At 62.3% G+C, this 14,527-nt stretch carries 15 protein-coding genes; 10 read left to right on the forward strand and 5 right to left on the reverse strand.

Annotation, left to right across the window (positions count from 1 at the left end; all coding sequences use genetic code 11):
• Positions 1-10 precede the first annotated feature (10 nt).
• The 8 genes from glmS (at position 11) to D0B32_RS31860 (ending at position 7,066) form a co-directional block, all read left to right on the forward strand.
• Positions 11-1,828, forward strand: coding sequence for a glutamine--fructose-6-phosphate transaminase (isomerizing) (glmS, locus tag D0B32_RS31825; RefSeq protein WP_117338412.1), 1,818 nt, complete (start codon positions 11-13; stop codon positions 1,826-1,828).
• Between the two features lie 201 nt (positions 1,829-2,029).
• A complete protein-coding gene (locus D0B32_RS31830) occupies positions 2,030-2,359 on the forward strand; it encodes an H-NS family nucleoid-associated regulatory protein (protein WP_117338414.1) in 330 nt (109 codons plus the stop codon).
• Positions 2,360-2,497: 138 nt separating this feature from the next.
• Complete coding sequence (locus D0B32_RS31835; protein WP_117338415.1) at positions 2,498-2,869, forward strand: two-component system response regulator; 372 nt, start codon at positions 2,498-2,500, stop codon at positions 2,867-2,869.
• A gap of 201 nt (positions 2,870-3,070) precedes the next feature.
• On the forward strand, positions 3,071-3,724 hold the full coding sequence (locus D0B32_RS31840; RefSeq protein WP_117338417.1) for a lytic transglycosylase domain-containing protein: 654 nt from the start codon (positions 3,071-3,073) through the stop codon (positions 3,722-3,724).
• Positions 3,725-3,951: 227 nt separating this feature from the next.
• Entirely contained in the window at positions 3,952-4,845 is an 894-nt protein-coding gene (locus D0B32_RS31845; RefSeq protein WP_117338419.1) for a DUF2242 domain-containing protein, read from the forward strand.
• A gap of 644 nt (positions 4,846-5,489) precedes the next feature.
• The gene (locus tag D0B32_RS31850) at positions 5,490-5,765 is read left to right on the forward strand and encodes a hypothetical protein (RefSeq protein ID WP_117338421.1); all 276 of its coding nucleotides are present in this window, start codon (positions 5,490-5,492) and stop codon (positions 5,763-5,765) included.
• 142 nt (positions 5,766-5,907) lie between these two features.
• On the forward strand, positions 5,908-6,660 hold the full coding sequence (locus D0B32_RS31855) for an IclR family transcriptional regulator C-terminal domain-containing protein (protein ID WP_117338423.1): 753 nt from the start codon (positions 5,908-5,910) through the stop codon (positions 6,658-6,660).
• Positions 6,661-6,862: 202 nt separating this feature from the next.
• Entirely contained in the window at positions 6,863-7,066 is a 204-nt protein-coding gene (locus tag D0B32_RS31860) for a hypothetical protein (RefSeq protein ID WP_117338425.1), read from the forward strand.
• 178 nt (positions 7,067-7,244) lie between these two features.
• Here D0B32_RS31860 and D0B32_RS31865 read toward each other — a convergent pair whose 3' ends face one another.
• Together D0B32_RS31865 and D0B32_RS31870 are read right to left on the reverse strand one after the other, a co-directional pair.
• Positions 7,245-7,529: a hypothetical protein gene (locus D0B32_RS31865; RefSeq protein WP_117338427.1), complete on the reverse strand. Its 285-nt coding sequence runs from the start codon at positions 7,527-7,529 to the stop codon at positions 7,245-7,247.
• 111 nt (positions 7,530-7,640) lie between these two features.
• Positions 7,641-8,387 carry a Mut7-C RNAse domain-containing protein gene (locus tag D0B32_RS31870; protein WP_117338428.1) on the reverse strand — a complete coding sequence of 249 codons (747 nt, stop codon included), beginning with the start codon at positions 8,385-8,387 and terminating at the stop codon, positions 7,641-7,643.
• Between the two features lie 93 nt (positions 8,388-8,480).
• Here D0B32_RS31870 and D0B32_RS31875 point away from each other — a divergent pair, with 93 nt between their 5' ends.
• Positions 8,481-9,350 carry an NAD(P)-dependent oxidoreductase gene (locus D0B32_RS31875; RefSeq protein WP_117338430.1) on the forward strand — a complete coding sequence of 290 codons (870 nt, stop codon included), beginning with the start codon at positions 8,481-8,483 and terminating at the stop codon, positions 9,348-9,350.
• Between the two features lie 115 nt (positions 9,351-9,465).
• Positions 9,466-10,101 (forward strand): LysE family translocator, encoded by a 636-nt coding sequence (locus tag D0B32_RS31880; RefSeq protein ID WP_117338432.1) that lies wholly within the window; start codon positions 9,466-9,468, stop codon positions 10,099-10,101.
• Between the two features lie 251 nt (positions 10,102-10,352).
• Here D0B32_RS31880 and D0B32_RS31885 read toward each other — a convergent pair whose 3' ends face one another.
• The 3 genes from D0B32_RS31885 to D0B32_RS31895 all read right to left on the reverse strand — a co-directional run bounded on the left by D0B32_RS31885 (position 10,353) and on the right by D0B32_RS31895 (position 14,059).
• Complete coding sequence (locus D0B32_RS31885) at positions 10,353-11,189, reverse strand: OmpW family protein (protein WP_117338434.1); 837 nt, start codon at positions 11,187-11,189, stop codon at positions 10,353-10,355.
• A 150-nt stretch (positions 11,190-11,339) separates the two neighbouring features.
• Positions 11,340-12,557, reverse strand: coding sequence for a DUF2957 domain-containing protein (locus D0B32_RS31890; protein WP_117338436.1), 1,218 nt, complete (start codon positions 12,555-12,557; stop codon positions 11,340-11,342).
• Positions 12,558-12,643: 86 nt separating this feature from the next.
• Positions 12,644-14,059: a DUF2957 domain-containing protein gene (locus D0B32_RS31895; protein WP_117338438.1), complete on the reverse strand. Its 1,416-nt coding sequence runs from the start codon at positions 14,057-14,059 to the stop codon at positions 12,644-12,646.
• Between the last annotated feature and the right edge of the window lie 468 nt (positions 14,060-14,527).

Raw genomic sequence — 14,527 nt, forward strand, 5'->3', positions numbered from 1 at the left:
TCAAGAGTTTATGTGCGGCATTGTTGGCGCAGTTGCGCAGCGTAATATCGTTCCGGTCCTCGTGGAGGGACTGCGACGCCTCGAATATCGCGGCTACGACTCGTGCGGCGTCGCCGTGCTGGCCAATGGCGAGCCGCGCCGCGCCCGCAGCGTCGCGCGCGTGGCCGATCTGGATGAGCAGGTGCGCGAGAGCCATCTGGAAGGCGTGACGGGCATCGCGCACACGCGTTGGGCCACGCATGGCGCACCGGTCACGGACAACGCGCATCCCATCTTCTCGCGCAATGCGCTCGCGCTGGTGCATAACGGCATCATCGAAAACTACGAGACGCTGCGTGAAATGCTGCGCGGCAAGGGCTACGAGTTCGTCTCGCAGACCGATACGGAAGTGATCGCGCATCTCGTGCACAGCCTGTACCGCGGCGATCTGTTTGGCGCCGTCCGCGAAGCCGTGCAGCAGTTGCACGGCGCTTACGCGATCGCGGTGCTGCATAAGGATCAGCCGCATACGGTGGTGGGGGCGCGCCAGGGCTCGCCGCTGGTGGTCGGGCTCGGTGAAGGGGAGAACTTCCTCGCCTCCGATGCGCTGGCGCTCGCCGGCAGCACGGAGCAGTTCATCTTTCTGGAAGAGGGCGACGTCTGCGAACTGTCGTTGGATGGCGTACGCATTGCCGACCGCGACGGCGACGAAGTGCAGCGCCCCTCGCGTCACGTGGCGGCATACGGCGGCGCGGTGGAACTCGGCCCGTATCGCCACTTCATGCAGAAGGAAATTTTCGAGCAGCCGCGCGCAATCAGCGACACGATTCCGCAAGGCGACTCGTTCGATGCCTCGCTGTTCGGCGAAGGCGCAGCGAAGGTGTTCGCGGAGATCGACAACATCCTGATTCTGGCGTGTGGCACGAGTTCTTACGCGGGCTTCACTGCCAAGTATTGGCTCGAATCCATCGCGAAGATTCCGACCCAGGTCGAAATCGCGAGCGAGTATCGCTATCGGGAGTCGGTGCCGAATCCGAAATCGCTGGTGGTGGTGATCTCGCAGTCGGGTGAGACGGCCGATACGCTCGCGGCGCTCAAGCACGCGCAGTCGCTCGGTCATGCGCATACGCTGGCTGTGTGCAACGTCGCGACCAGCGCGATGGTCCGGCAAACCGCGCTGTCTTTCCTGACGCACGCGGGACGCGAGATCGGGGTGGCTTCAACCAAGGCTTTCACGACGCAACTGGTGGGCATGTTCGTGCTGGCGGTGACGCTCGGCAAACTGCGTGGGCACGTCAACGCGGCGCAGGAAGCGGACTATCTCAAGCAGTTGCGCCATTTGCCGGCGGCGTTGAACAGCGTGCTGGCGCTGGAGCCGCAGATCATCGCGTGGTCCGAAGAGTTCTCGCGCAAAGAAAATGCGCTATTCCTGGGACGCGGTCTGCACTATCCGATCGCCCTCGAAGGCGCGCTGAAGCTCAAGGAAATTTCGTACATCCACGCTGAGGCGTATCCGGCAGGTGAATTGAAACACGGCCCGTTAGCGCTGGTGACTGAGGCGATGCCGGTCGTGACGGTAGCGCCCAACGACGCGCTGCTCGAAAAGCTCAAGTCGAATATTCAGGAAGTGCGAGCGCGGGGCGGCCAGCTTTACGTGTTTGCCGACGCGGATACGCGCATCGTCAATGAAGAGGGGCTGCATGTGATCCGCATGCCGGAGCACTACGGCTTGCTTTCGCCCATCTTGCACGTGGTGCCGCTGCAATTGCTCGCGTATCACACCGCGTGCGCGCGTGGCACGGACGTGGATAAGCCGCGTAATCTGGCTAAATCGGTGACGGTGGAATGAGCGTGACTGGCTTGTCGGCATCAATCAATAGCATCAGCGCCGCAGCGCCCAGCTGTGTAGCGCTGAAACCTTCAAAGCGCATCGAAAGCCTCGGGAACGCGTTTTGCGTAACAGCCGGTGCGGTGCGGCGGCGAGGCTCATTAGCCTTGCGCGGAAACAAATTTACGCGTGAGTTGAAAATAGGAAAGCAAGGAGGAAGTCATGGACGAACGTAAGCGCGACAGCATTGTGGCTTACCTCCGTCATCGAATGGAAGAGTTTGATATCACGCCGGAGGCGCTGGCATCGTCCATCGCTGCCGATCAGATGAAGGCTGCTGCGAGTCGTTATCAAAGCGCGACGGGTGAAACCTGGGACGGTCACGGTGAAATGCCACAATGGCTAAAGCAGGCGACCAGCGCGGGCCAATCGATGCAGCACTTCAAGATTCCCAGCGAAAGCAAAGCCAAAGCGGAAGCACGAAGCAAGCAGGTTGACTGGCTGAACGATCCGTTTGCGGGAAGTCCTCTGGCGCAATCCGCGGCACGATAATGAATCGCGGTAACGAGTAGATGACGATGAAAACCGGCGTTTGAATAACAGGCGCCATCGTTTCGACATCAGCGTGAATTGAACTTGCTCACATCTTGATCTGCCAAATCAATAAGGCAGAGATTGGGGTTTCAGAATATGGCCAGTGTCTTGTTGGTCGACGATGAAGCGGAAACCTTGGCATCCTTGAGTGCCATTTGCAGTGCGGACGGCTTTACCGTGCGTACCGCGAGCGACGGTCACGCGGCTTTGGCGAGCTTCGTCGAGTCTCCGGTGGATGTCGTGGTCGCGGACTGGCGCATGCCGGTCATGTCTGGCAGCGAACTCTGTCATCAGTTGCGAACCGTGCCCGGGCTTCCCGATGTCGCCTTTATTCTGGTGTCGGGCGAGCCAAGTCCGCCGGCTTTCGTGAGTTATGACGGCTTCATTCGCAAGCCTATCGACCCCGCGTTGCTACTCGCCACCATGCGTCGCCTGATGGCCGACCATGTCGGGCATCGCCCGCTCTAGGCGCCAGCATCCACGGTGTGTGTTTTCGTTGAAGGAGCGCTTATGCGCCTTGAATGGCGCTGCTGCGTGCGTGGACGACGCGGTAAAAAACGCTACAGCCCGTAGTGGCGGCCCGGGCAAAAGGTTTCTTAATACAAAAGAGTGCCTAATTTTCGGGCATCGGTATAATACGAAACTTCCTTCCCTCCCAGCCCTCTGCCCATGAGCCGGATACTCTGTCTGATCATGCTTTCGCTCTGCCTCGTGCAGGGCGCAGAGGCTGAGGAGAGCGCCAAAGACCATATTTCGGCCTATCTGACGCAAAAGTTCGGCCTCGCCGAGACCAAGGCCGCGCAGATTTCCGATGCCGTGCAGGCCGCGGCCGCCAAGTACTCGCTGCCGCCGGCCCTGTTGCTCGCCATCATCTCGATCGAATCGCGCTTCAAGGAAAAGGCCAAGGGGCCGCGCGGGGCCACGGGGCTGATGCAGGTCGTACCGGCCGCACACCGGGGGCTGCTGAAGAACGTCAAGGACCTCACCGAGCCCGACGCCAACATCGAAGCCGGTTCGGCCATTTTGCATGGCTATCTGCAGTCGGCTGGCGGTGATCTGAATCTCGCGCTGAAGAACTACGGTGGCTCAATGGCATACGCGCAGAAGGTGAGCATGCGCGTCGAAACCTTCGCGCCCGTGGTCGCCAGGCAGGGCGACGGCCTGGCGGCCGCCTCGCAGACTGCCGCGTGCGACGCGAGTGCCGCGGATAACTGCCCGGCGCCTGCCAGCGGCGCACGCTCCTTCTTCATTCCAGCCAGGAGTGCGGTGGCAGATCCGGCCTCGATGGGTCTTTCGGCAACCGTGCCGGCTCCGGCGCCCTGAACGCGCGCGGCGTATCCGGTTCCGGGCATCAAAGGCCCGTCCACAGTCGTACTTCCGTCCCAGCCACAGCCGGCAACGCAGGCCTGCTTACCGTTCCTCACTGACAATCGCCATACAAATCGTTGTTGTATCAACGCGTTACGGCGTGTCGGGTTGTTTTCAGATCGTCAGGCAATCGCTCTACAATGCATGCCATTCGACGTTTAGCAGTCTGCTCTCCCGGAATCATGCGTACCTTATTATCTAAAGCAACTGCGGCCTCGCTGCTCGGACTGGCCGCGCTTGCCGCGTGCTCGAGCGCGCCGCAGCCCAAGTTTCAGCAGGAATTGTTCGACACGGGCGCGAGTCCCTTCGCCCGTAACTTCAACGCAAGCACCACCGACACCTGCGAAGCGGCGCGCCGCGCGTTGTTGAGTCAGGGCTATATGACGACGTTGACGCATCCCGATACCGTCGACGGCACGAAGAATTTCCAGCCGACCGGCGATTCGCACGTGGTCGTCGAGTTTCACGTCGTCTGTACGGCCGGCGAGGAAACCAGCGATACGAGCATCGTCTACGTGAATGCGGTGCAGAACGGCTACGCGCTCAAGAAAAGCGATACCTCGGCGAGCGTGGGGCTGAGCGTGCTTGGTTCCGTGTCGCTGCCTATCCGCTCGAACAGCGATGAGATGGTGAAGATTTCGAGCGAGACGATTCCGTCCGGCAAGTTCTACGACCGCTTTTTCTCGCTGGTGGATCACTATCTGCAAACGGTCGTGCGGACCACGCCGGTGACGAACAGCAACGTCGTGACCACGCCGTTGCCGGTTCCGTTGGCGGTCGTCACGCCCGCGCCGGCCGCGGTCCCGGTCCCGGCCCCGGCCGGTGCGCTGGTGGTCACCACGTCCACTGCTGGGCCTGCTGTGGCGGTGCCGGTGGTGCCGGCCGCCGTTCAGGCACCGGCGCCTATGCTGGCGCCTGCTTCGGCCTCGTCCTCCGGTCCGGCCGCGGCGATCACCAAGACGACCACGCCGACCGTGGTCAACCTCGGAGCGCCGGTTCTGTCCACGGCCACTGCCACGCCACCGGCTCAGGCGGCAGCGTCGCAACCCGCCAGCGGCGCGGGGATTAGCCAGTAGTCTCGCTGAGTCTTGATTCTTTCTTCAGGATGAGCGCCGGGTTTCACAACCCGCGCTTTGACATCCTTGTTCGGCGCGGCACGCGGGGCTCATCACTTCTCGACGAGAAAACGTGTCCGGTCGAGGCGCGGTTCACGCCAGACGCCGTACGCCATACGCGAAACGCCCGGCGCTTTCGCGCGACGCAGCCCACGCTTCCATGTCCCTCAAGCAGACATAAATGCTTCGAGCGTGCGCTACCGCATGCGCTCCTCCGCCTTTCGGCCGCCACCGTACATACCTCACCGCACCGCGACGCGCACATTGAGGGCGGATGTCGTCGGGAAATAGATCGTCCCGGTTTAAAAGAAACTGTTGCTATTTCGTCTAAAACCTTACAACAGCGCGCCATCCGGGCATAAAGTTAAAGTGCTTTATCAAGTTAATGGTGCAGCGCGGGGGTGTGCGATGAAACGCAGAACAGCACGACAGCTTGTCGGTCTTCTTTCAGACCTGCGACACGCTGCCCACTGCAGTACGTTGAGAGCCGCGGCGACCAACCGGGCGTTGGAAGTGGCAGCGGAGGAAGAGGACGAGCCGCAGGACGCCGACGACGCCGAAGGGGCGCGCGAAGCGTCGCAAAACGAACGCGTGTGGAGACGGTCATGAGCGCATCCAGCGAGCGATCCCTGCGCCGCCAGGTCGAGAAGTGGCTGGCGCCGAGCCCCTCCATTCCGGTCCGCGTGACAGAGTTCAGCCGCACCCGCAGTGGTGGCAGGCGCTACGTGCGAGTCGAAACAGCGCTGGCGGCGGGCGCGCGCGGCTTGTTCTTCTTTCGCCATGACGATGGTTGCTGGTGCGTCTTTCCGCCCACCGCTGATAAAAAAGAAGTCCACCGCGAACCGTTGACCGAGCGTCTGGGTTTGGCCCAATCCTGGTAGTTCGCGATCCACTTTCGCGGTGCCGCGCCACGAAAGCCGCGCACCGCGTTTTCCCACCTGAATCCCGTTCCGTCGCGCGATAATCGCGCAACGGCGCGTGCTTTCGCGAGCAAGGCGACGTCGGCATTTTCAGGCGGACCGCATGGACGACAAGGACTGGATTGCCGGCGCGGCGAAAGCGCTGGCCATCATCGAAGCATTCGACGAAGAGCACGCGCGCATGACGCCGACGATGGTCGCGTCGAGGGCGGCGCTCTCGCGTACGGCGGCGCGGCGCTATCTGCTGACGCTGCGTGAACTCGGCTATATCGACACTGACGGCAAGTTGTTCTGGCTTGCCCCACGCGTGCTGCGTCTCGGCCAGTCGTATCTGGACTCGGCGCGCCTGCCGCGCACTGTGCAACCCTTCCTGCAGCGCATTACTGCCGCCGTGCAGGAGACGGCGCTGGTCGCCATCCTCGACGAACACGACGTGGTCTACGTCGCCCGCAACGGCGTGAATCGCGCGATGGCAGTCGGCTTCGTGCTCGGCTCGCGCGCACCGGCGCCGTTGTCGTCCGCCGGATTGATCCTGCTTGCATTTCAGGCGCCAGACGACATCGAGCAATGGCTGGCGAGCTATGAGATCAAGGTCTTCACGCCGCAGACCTATTCCACCATCGAGCAGCTTCGTGAAGTGCTGGGGGAAACGCGCCGCAACGGTTACATCGTCACGGATCAACAACTGGAACTCGGCATGCGAGGTGTCGCCGTACCGCTCCGTGACCGGCATGGCTCGGTGGTCGCGGCGATCAGCGTTAGCATGCCGATCGGTCAGGAGTCGGCCAACGCCGCACTGCATCGGGTGCTGCCCACCCTGCAAGAGACGGCCAGCCTGCTGCGCAACCTCGTGTGACGGCCAGTGCTTAGTCTTGGCGCCGTCCGCAAAACCAGCCCGTCTCGCCGAAAGTACATCCCAGGTACAGCGGATGACAAACGACCCTCGCTGCGTGATACTCCCCGCGGTGAGCCGCCAGGTGCCGACTTGCCGCGTGTGCTTTACCAGGTTGTTCTATTCATTCACATCGACAGCGTGGTTCAGGTTTGGGGATCAACACATGAAGAAAGTCACGGCCTCGCTCACAATCGCAGCGCTCGCGCTGGTGTCCGCTCAGGCTTTCGCGCAGGCATCCGCAGCCGACGCGCCGGCTGCCGTCAGCAGCACGAAGCATCACAAGCAGTTGAAGACACATGGCAAGCGCGCCAACGTGTCGGCAGCCGCATCGGCTGCGGGGACGAACGACAAAGGCTCGCCGAATTAGGCTGACTGCGCGGGATCGCAGCCGGGTTGAGCAAGCCGCTGACGCGGCAAGCGAATGCAGGCAACCGTCGTAAGCAAAAAGGCCAGAGCACGATGTTCTGGCCTTTTTTGATGGCGGGCAGCGGGGCGCTTGTTCAAGAGTCCTGATTTCAGAATCTTCGCCACCTGGCGGCGAGAGGTTATGCGTCGGCAGCGAGACCGCGCTTGATGATCTCGGTCAGCAGTCCGGTCATCCCATCCGGGTGTTGGAGCGCGCGCTCTTTCAGTTGCTCGACGAGTTCGCTGTTGAGCTTGCAGGCAAACGGCACTAGTCCTTGCGCCTGATCCAGCTTGCGTTGCTCCCGGCGATCGAGCGCGGGCGCGGCGGCCGAGGCCTTGCCGAAGCGGTCGGCGGTTGCCAGCTTCATCGAGTTCGTGAGTTTCAGGGCCTTGTTCTTCTCAAGGTCGGTTTTTTTCATCGCCATACGGAAAGCCTCTATCTGACAGGTAATCCCGCATTGTACGCACCGCGTCGACCCATCAGCGCGGCGTGAAGACTAACGCTGCCTGGAGCGGGCGCGGTTGCCGCCAATCACTCAGGCCTGCTCGCTCGCCAGACTGTCCATCAACGCACGCATTCGCTGCCAGTGCGTGCCTTCCCAGAAGACGCGCCGGCATACATCACAGGTGACGAATTGCGTGTGCCGTTCCAGCACGCCCTCCGGCGCCCGGCCCGCGATTTCGTCTTTGGGAATGCGCCGCAGCGGCGCGTTGCACATCAGGCACAGGCGAAACGGCTGGGCGCTGCCGGCCAGATCCAGCCGGTCGAAAATCTCCCGCAATTGCGCTTTGGGTTTGAGCGTGCGCACGTAGCAACCGTGCGTGATGGTGCGGCGCTTGAGCAGTTCACGATCGCGCGTGAGGACGATGCGATGCTCGGCGGCGGCTAGCGCTTCAATGTCGGCGTCCGGATAGTGGTTGTCGTACAGCGTGTCGAAGCCCGCGAGCCGCAGCAGTTGCGCGAGACCGCCCAGATGGGCGTCGGCGATGAAACGCATCACGCGCAATGGACGTTCGCGTACGCGCAGCAGCGGCTGGATATCGAGCGCCTCGAATTTCGGATACACCGCCACGCGGTCACCTTCGACAAGCCGCCGCTCGAATCCCACCGATTCCCCGTTCACCAGAATCAGCTCGACTTCCGTGTGCGGAACGCCGAGTGCCTCGATCATGTGCTTGGCGGTGGCCGCGTTCGGGCAGACGCAACTGAACGTGCGCCGACGCAACGGCCGGGCAAGAAAGTCGTTCAGTTCCTCGTAGAAGCGGAATGTCGCGGTGACCATCGCATCAGTATGGCACCGTGTTTGGGGCTGCGCTTCTGCAGATGTCGCATGGCTGTGCTCTACTTTCACTTCTTTAGAAGAGTGGAGCGACAGATGGACATCGGTTTTATCGGTCTCGGCGAGATGGGCGCCGTCATGGTTGAAAACATCCTGAAAGCCGGCCATCAGGTGCGGGTCTGGAACCGTTCGGCGGAACGCGCGGAACCCCTCGCGGCGAAAGGCGCCAGGGTGGTAGGGACGCCGGCTGAGGCGTTCGGTGGCGACGCGGTCTTTTCGATGCTGGCCGATGACGCCGCACTGCGCACCGTGATCGACGCTGCGCTGCTGGAAAACGCGCCGCGCGGCTTGATTCACGTGAATATGGCGACGATTTCCGTGGCACTGGCCGAGGAACTCGCGCATGCGCACGCCTCGCGTGGTCTGAATTACGTGGCCGCACCCGTTCTGGGACGCCCGGACGTCGCGGCGGCAGCCAAGCTGACGATCGTTGCCGCGGGCCCCGCAGAGGCCATCGACCGCGTGCAGCCGGTGTTCGACGCGATCGGCCAGAAAACCTGGCGCATCGGCTCGCTGCCGCAGCAGGCGAACGTCATCAAACTGGCGGCCAATTTCATGCTTGCCTCCGCCGTCGAGACGCTGGGCGAAGCCGCTTCGCTGGTGACGGGTCACGGCGTGGCCATGCAGGATTTTCTCGATGTGATCACGAGCGGGATTTTCCCCGGTCCGGTGTATCAGGGCTATGGCAAGATGATCGCGGAGCAGCGTTACGAGCCGGCGCTGTTCAAGGCGCGTCTGGGTCTCAAGGACGTGCGCCTCGCCCTGGCCGCAGCCGACGCCGTCTCCACGCCGATGCCGGTTCTGAGCGTGGTGCGCGACAGTCTGGTCGAAGCCGTTGCGCATGGCGACGGCGAAAAGGACTTCGCCGTGCTGGGGCAGGTCTCGGCGCGCCGGGCCGGGCGCTAGGACGCAACGCGGCGCATCAGGGCATCGTGGTGTTTCGGGGCACGAAGCTCTAAAACGCGTTCGAGCCGTCAGACGGGCATAATGCGTGTCCCGTCATTTTTCGTGTGTGTGTTTCATGAGCCTGCATACCTGGTGGCTGTTTCTTGCCACCGTCTTCGTCGTTTCTGCCATTCCTGGTCCGAACATGCTGCTGGTGATGACGCACGGCGCGCAGCACGGTCTGCGCCGTTCGAGCGCGACGATGGCGGGCTGTCTGTCGGCGCTGGTGCTGATGCTGTCGGTTTCGGCAGCGGGGCTGGGCGTCTTTCTGGAAGCGTGGCCGGCCATGTTCAATGCGCTGCGTATGATCGGCGCGGCGTATCTGATCTATCTCGGCGTCAAGGCATGGCGTGCTCCCGCGGACGAAACCGCTGCCTCCCGAACGGATGAACTGGCCGCGAGGCCGGCACGCTCGCGGTTCGCGCTGTTTCGCAACGGCTTTCTGGTGGCGGGCAGCAATCCCAAGGCGATCCTGTTTGCCGCCGCGCTGCTGCCGCAATTTATCGACGCGGGCCGCGCGACGCTGCCGCAGTTCGGCATTCTTGTCGCCACCTTCGCGGTGATCGAAGTGAGCTGGTATCTGGTCTATGCCGGCTTCGGCACGCGCATTGGCACGAAGCTGCGCAGCCGCAATGTGGCGAGGGCATTCAATCGTTTGACGGGCGGGGTATTCGTCGGCTTTGGCGCCATGATGGCGCTGGTTCGCCACTAAGCCGCCAACCGACCTCGCGCGGCGCTGGCGTCGGCCCGTTCAGGTCTGTCCTGTAATGTTGCGTAATAACAACACAGAGGGTCTACCCTAATAAGAATGTTGCGCCGCACCAAGCGCTTTGCTATAGTTCGTTTTGTCTCCTCCATGTCTCCTCTGATATGGATTCAGCCCGCCCAATAAGGCGGGCTTTTTTTTGCCCGCGCTTCCTTGAGCCACGTTCCTTGAGCGAACAGCCGCTCGGCCCGTCCAGGTCAGAACTTATACGAGACCGCGAGGAACGAAATAATCGGGTCGGGTTTCATCTCGGCCTTGCTCACCGCGAGTTCGGTGCCATCCGCTGCCTTGATGATGACCGACGAGGTCGTTTTCAGTGGAATGTAAGTGACCGACGCCAGCAGCCCCCAGTGATCCGTGATGTTGTATTCCGCGCCCGCATTGAATACGGGTTGCCAGGACGATGACGCCTTCGCCTCGACCTGCGTTTTACCCGGCTTGCCGGCGCCCGCCGCCAGCACGGCCCCGAGATTGTTCTGCGTCGATGTCACGAAGTTCGGATTCAGCTGGATGTCGGAAAACCAGTTGTACGACACGCCCAGACCGAGGAACGGCCGGAATTTGTCCGTCGGTTGCCGGAACCAGTACTGCAGGATGGCCGCCGGACTCCACTGCCGCACGCTTTTCACGATCGGGTTGCTCGACGGGTCGCCGAGATTCTGGTTGCCGAGCGCCCCGGCCGGTCCCGGCGGCATGATCGTGCCGTGACCGTAGATCTTGAACACCGGCGGCACGCCCGCGACGCTCGACAGGGCAATGTGATCGGTGAAGAAATGGCTGATGACGAGGCCGGCCGTGTCCGCGTTGTTCGACGACAGCCCGGTACCCGCCGAAGTGAACGAATTCGGCAGACGCAGCGGCGTGTTGATCGGCGTGGGCGCCACGTTGGTCGTGAGCGGCGAACTGGTTTTTTGCGGCATGACGTGAAACCAGCCGAGCACGGCGACGTTGTCACCCGCCTGCTGCGCATGCGCGCTGAGCGAGACGCTAAGCGAGAGACTCGCAGCCAGCGCTGCGATCGCTATTCTTTTCATGACGTTCCTCCTGAGCGGGCGTACCTGCTGCGCGCGGCCGCGAGGTGTTCGCCTCGCGCGCGCGTCCTCCACGGCCCCAGGCGGCATCAACGGCTGATGCTGCCTGGGCGCGGTCGCCTCGTTACGTAGTGAAAATGTCCGCAGCGTCCATTACTGGACGAACGCGCCGATCGTGAAGTAGGGCGATGCCGGCGTCGTCAGATCGAGGTAGCCGAACACGCCACCCGTGAAGATCATCTTTCCGGTCGGTGTGCTGCCCGTCGATGCGTTCACCTGGGTCGTCGTCACGACGCCCGGTACGGCTTCGGTGAAGTTGAGATTCAGCGCGGTCGCGAGCGATGCCTGCGATGCGTTGAACGGATCGAGCAGCGTGGCCTCGGTGCCTTCGAGGGCCGTCGTCCGGTAATCGAACTGGCTGTCGACGCCGATGTACTCACCGTTCTGCGAGTTCGCGGCCACGGTGCTTTGCGGCGCGAGAATCGAAATGCCCGACTCGTCGTCGGCCTGGAGCGCCGACGGATTGGCGGCGCCCGTGCGTACCAGGATCGGCACCAGTTGATTGCGCAGCTTGCCGACGATCATGAAGCCCTTGGCGATCGGCGTCGTGGCGAGCGTGGCTTTGGCCTGGCCCTGGAAGTTGTCGGTTTCGAACGCGCCGCTGCCGTCCGCCGACTGCGCGAGATTGGTCCCGGGCTGCTCGCATTTGCCAGCGTTGATGCCGCTGTTATCGCACTCCGTCCACGTGCCATCTGCGTTGATGGTGATCTTCGAATCCACCGAGACCGGCAGGAAGTTCTGCGACGGAATCTGGTGATAGCCGAGCTGGTTGTACGTTCCGGCCACGTTGGCGATGTTCGTTTCAATCGACGAGAAGCCGATGAACGGGTAGTACGGGAACGTCGTATCCGGCACGGCGCCGACGCCAAGCACGCCGTTGTATTGAATCTGCGCGCCGGGGATCGTGCCGCCGGCCACGCCTTCACCCACGAACACGCGCGCCGGGCGGCTTGGGTCGAGGCTCGCGCCGTTCAACTGAAACGCGCATTGATTGAGTTTGGCGGTCGGCAAGCCGGTTTCCTGCGTCAGCGTGCCGTTCGCCGTCGTGCCCGCACGCGTCGGCGTGACCTGCCCCGTGGTTTGCGGAATCGGCGACTCGACGTAGGTGATCTGCCAGGTCATCTTGGTCGTATCGAGTTGCAGCTTGACGAGTTCACCGTCGCCGCCGCCGCCGGTGTAGACCGTGCTGTAGTCCAGCGTGGTCGGGCACAGCGCCGCGACCACCGGTGCCGGCGAACTGCTACCGCCACCGCCGCACGCCGTCACCAACGGCGCTGTCATCGCGAACGCCGCGAGGAATTTCCATTTCATACCGCCCCCTTCTCATGTTCTCGTTGTGAATGGCCGGCTCCCAGTCCAGCCACCTCTTGCTTTGGTCCTGCACGGCCCTGCAACCATCAATTGCTGATCTGCGCGCCAATGCCGAAGTACGGGCTGTTGAGCGTGTCGCTGTTGGTGGACGTCGTCGTCACGCCGCCGTTTTCTTCACCGTTGATGAAGATCGCGTAGAGGCCGCCCGCAGCGATCAGGTTGCCCGTTGCGCCGTTTTTATCCGTCACGTTGAGCAGACCGAGGTGCTGTTGCGAGTAGTCGAGGGCGAACTGGCTTTCGGCGCTGGACGTGCTCGGGTTGACGAAGCTGCCGCCGGCGCCCTGCAACAGCGTGGCGGTGTAGCGGAAGTTCGAATCCGCGCCCACGTAGCCGCCGTTGATCGCGCCCGACTGAATCTGCGTCGCGGGGGCGAGCATCGCGATGCCGGATTCGTCGTCGACCACGAAGGCGTTGGGATTGACGGCGCCCGTGCGGACGATCAGCGGAACCACCTTGCCGTTGAGCTGGCCGAGGATCATGTTGGCGCTGGCGGCGATCGGGAAGGTGTACAGACCGGCGAGCGAAGGGCCCGGCATCAGACGCGGTGCATCGGCGCTCGTGAAATACGAGGCGCCCGACACTGCGGTCCATGTGCCGCCCGTCGATTCACAGGCTGTATTGCTCGCGCCGGACGGCACCGAGCAGTTGCCGGCACCATCGAAGGACTCCTGAGCAGTGCTTGCAGTGGTCGCGTATTTGTTGGACGGCTGCAGGTGATAGAACAGCGCGTTGTAGTCGCCCTTCATGTCAGCCAGGTTCGTGTCGACGCTGGCGAATCCAAGGAACGGATAGAAGTCGAAGTTGCGCGCGGCGACCGGGAAGAGGTTGATGCCGAGCAACGAAGAAAGCTGTGGTCCGAGCACGGCAGCGGTGGGCTGAAAACCGCTGTACTGTACGGCCGCACCAGGGATGCCGCCGCCTGCTACGCCGAGGCCGATCAGCACCATCGGCGGGTTCGCCTGGTTGAAGGTGGCGGCGGTGGAGTAGGTGCTGCCGTCAACCGCAGCCGTGCCGGTGCCCGGCGTGAGGATGAACGCGCAACGAATCTGTTCGGCGGTGGGCAGGGCGCCTGTCGGCGGATGGACCACGGTGCCGCTGATCGTCACGCCCGCGCGGGTCGGCGTCACTTCGCCGGTATGCAACGGAATGGGTGACTGCAGCCACGTCAACGTGTAGGTCATGGCCGTGGCGTTGATGTTCAGACGCACCACTTCGCCGCTGCCTGCACCGCCGAGATACGTGCTGTTGCCGATATCCGCGGTCGCGGGGCAGAGCGAGGCCACGGTGCCTTGCGGCGGCGGCCCTTGCACCGGGCAGCTCGATCCTGAACATTGCGGCGGGTTGATTGGCGATGGATTGCTGGCATTTCCGCCACCGCAGGCAACCAGCAATGGGGCTAAGGCAATGGCCATTGCCAACCCTCTATTTAGCGCATCCGGCATGCTGCTGTCTCCCTTCATGTAATTGTGCGGAGTAATTTCGCTGCCCGCTTATTCGCTGTCAATTGAAAGAACCGTCTAAAAAGGCCGATTCAAACAGCACAAAAAACGCCAGACACGCGCCACTCAGAGGTTTGCGGGTCTTTTAAACAAAAAAACATTTTTGGGTGGATGATCAATCTCGACGCTTCGCCACACGCCCTTGCCAGCAGGGCGTTCGAGCAAAAAGGCTCTATCATCTGCGAACGACCGTTCGCGAAAGAATCGGGTGTTTCCCCAGGCGGAAAAGTATGCGGATCGGTTCAATGGCGCGCACGTATTACCGATTTATTGAATAGCGGCGGCTTTTCTTTTAAATGAAGTCGGGACTATTACTGATTAGCTTCAGAAAGCTGAAAGCTTTAAGCGCTGATTTGAAACGAAAAAAAGCCGGCGTTTGAAAGCCGGCTTTTCGAGGCGTTGACGGCGTAG

The organism is Paraburkholderia sp. DHOC27, assembly GCF_003429005.1.
Taxonomy (GTDB): domain Bacteria; phylum Pseudomonadota; class Gammaproteobacteria; order Burkholderiales; family Burkholderiaceae; genus Paraburkholderia.

Excerpts from the sequence above, each read along its gene's own strand:
- D0B32_RS31890 (WP_117338436.1), bottom strand. The coding sequence starts at position 12,557 with ATGAAATGGAAATTCCTCGCGGCGTTCGCGATGACAGCGCCGTTGGTG.
- D0B32_RS31870 (WP_117338428.1), bottom strand. The coding sequence starts at position 8,387 with ATGGTCACCGCGACATTCCGCTTCTACGAGGAACTGAACGACTTTCTT.
- D0B32_RS31875 (WP_117338430.1), top strand. The coding sequence starts at position 8,481 with ATGGACATCGGTTTTATCGGTCTCGGCGAGATGGGCGCCGTCATGGTT.
- D0B32_RS31830 (WP_117338414.1), top strand. The coding sequence starts at position 2,030 with ATGGACGAACGTAAGCGCGACAGCATTGTGGCTTACCTCCGTCATCGA.
- glmS (WP_117338412.1), top strand. The coding sequence starts at position 11 with ATGTGCGGCATTGTTGGCGCAGTTGCGCAGCGTAATATCGTTCCGGTC.
- D0B32_RS31885 (WP_117338434.1), bottom strand. The coding sequence starts at position 11,189 with ATGAAAAGAATAGCGATCGCAGCGCTGGCTGCGAGTCTCTCGCTTAGC.
- D0B32_RS31860 (WP_117338425.1), top strand. The coding sequence starts at position 6,863 with ATGAAGAAAGTCACGGCCTCGCTCACAATCGCAGCGCTCGCGCTGGTG.
- D0B32_RS31840 (WP_117338417.1), top strand. The coding sequence starts at position 3,071 with ATGAGCCGGATACTCTGTCTGATCATGCTTTCGCTCTGCCTCGTGCAG.
- D0B32_RS31880 (WP_117338432.1), top strand. The coding sequence starts at position 9,466 with ATGAGCCTGCATACCTGGTGGCTGTTTCTTGCCACCGTCTTCGTCGTT.
- D0B32_RS31865 (WP_117338427.1), bottom strand. The coding sequence starts at position 7,529 with ATGGCGATGAAAAAAACCGACCTTGAGAAGAACAAGGCCCTGAAACTC.
- D0B32_RS31835 (WP_117338415.1), top strand. The coding sequence starts at position 2,498 with ATGGCCAGTGTCTTGTTGGTCGACGATGAAGCGGAAACCTTGGCATCC.
- D0B32_RS31850 (WP_117338421.1), top strand. The coding sequence starts at position 5,490 with ATGAGCGCATCCAGCGAGCGATCCCTGCGCCGCCAGGTCGAGAAGTGG.
- D0B32_RS31895 (WP_117338438.1), bottom strand. The coding sequence starts at position 14,059 with ATGCCGGATGCGCTAAATAGAGGGTTGGCAATGGCCATTGCCTTAGCC.
- D0B32_RS31845 (WP_117338419.1), top strand. The coding sequence starts at position 3,952 with ATGCGTACCTTATTATCTAAAGCAACTGCGGCCTCGCTGCTCGGACTG.
- D0B32_RS31855 (WP_117338423.1), top strand. The coding sequence starts at position 5,908 with ATGGACGACAAGGACTGGATTGCCGGCGCGGCGAAAGCGCTGGCCATC.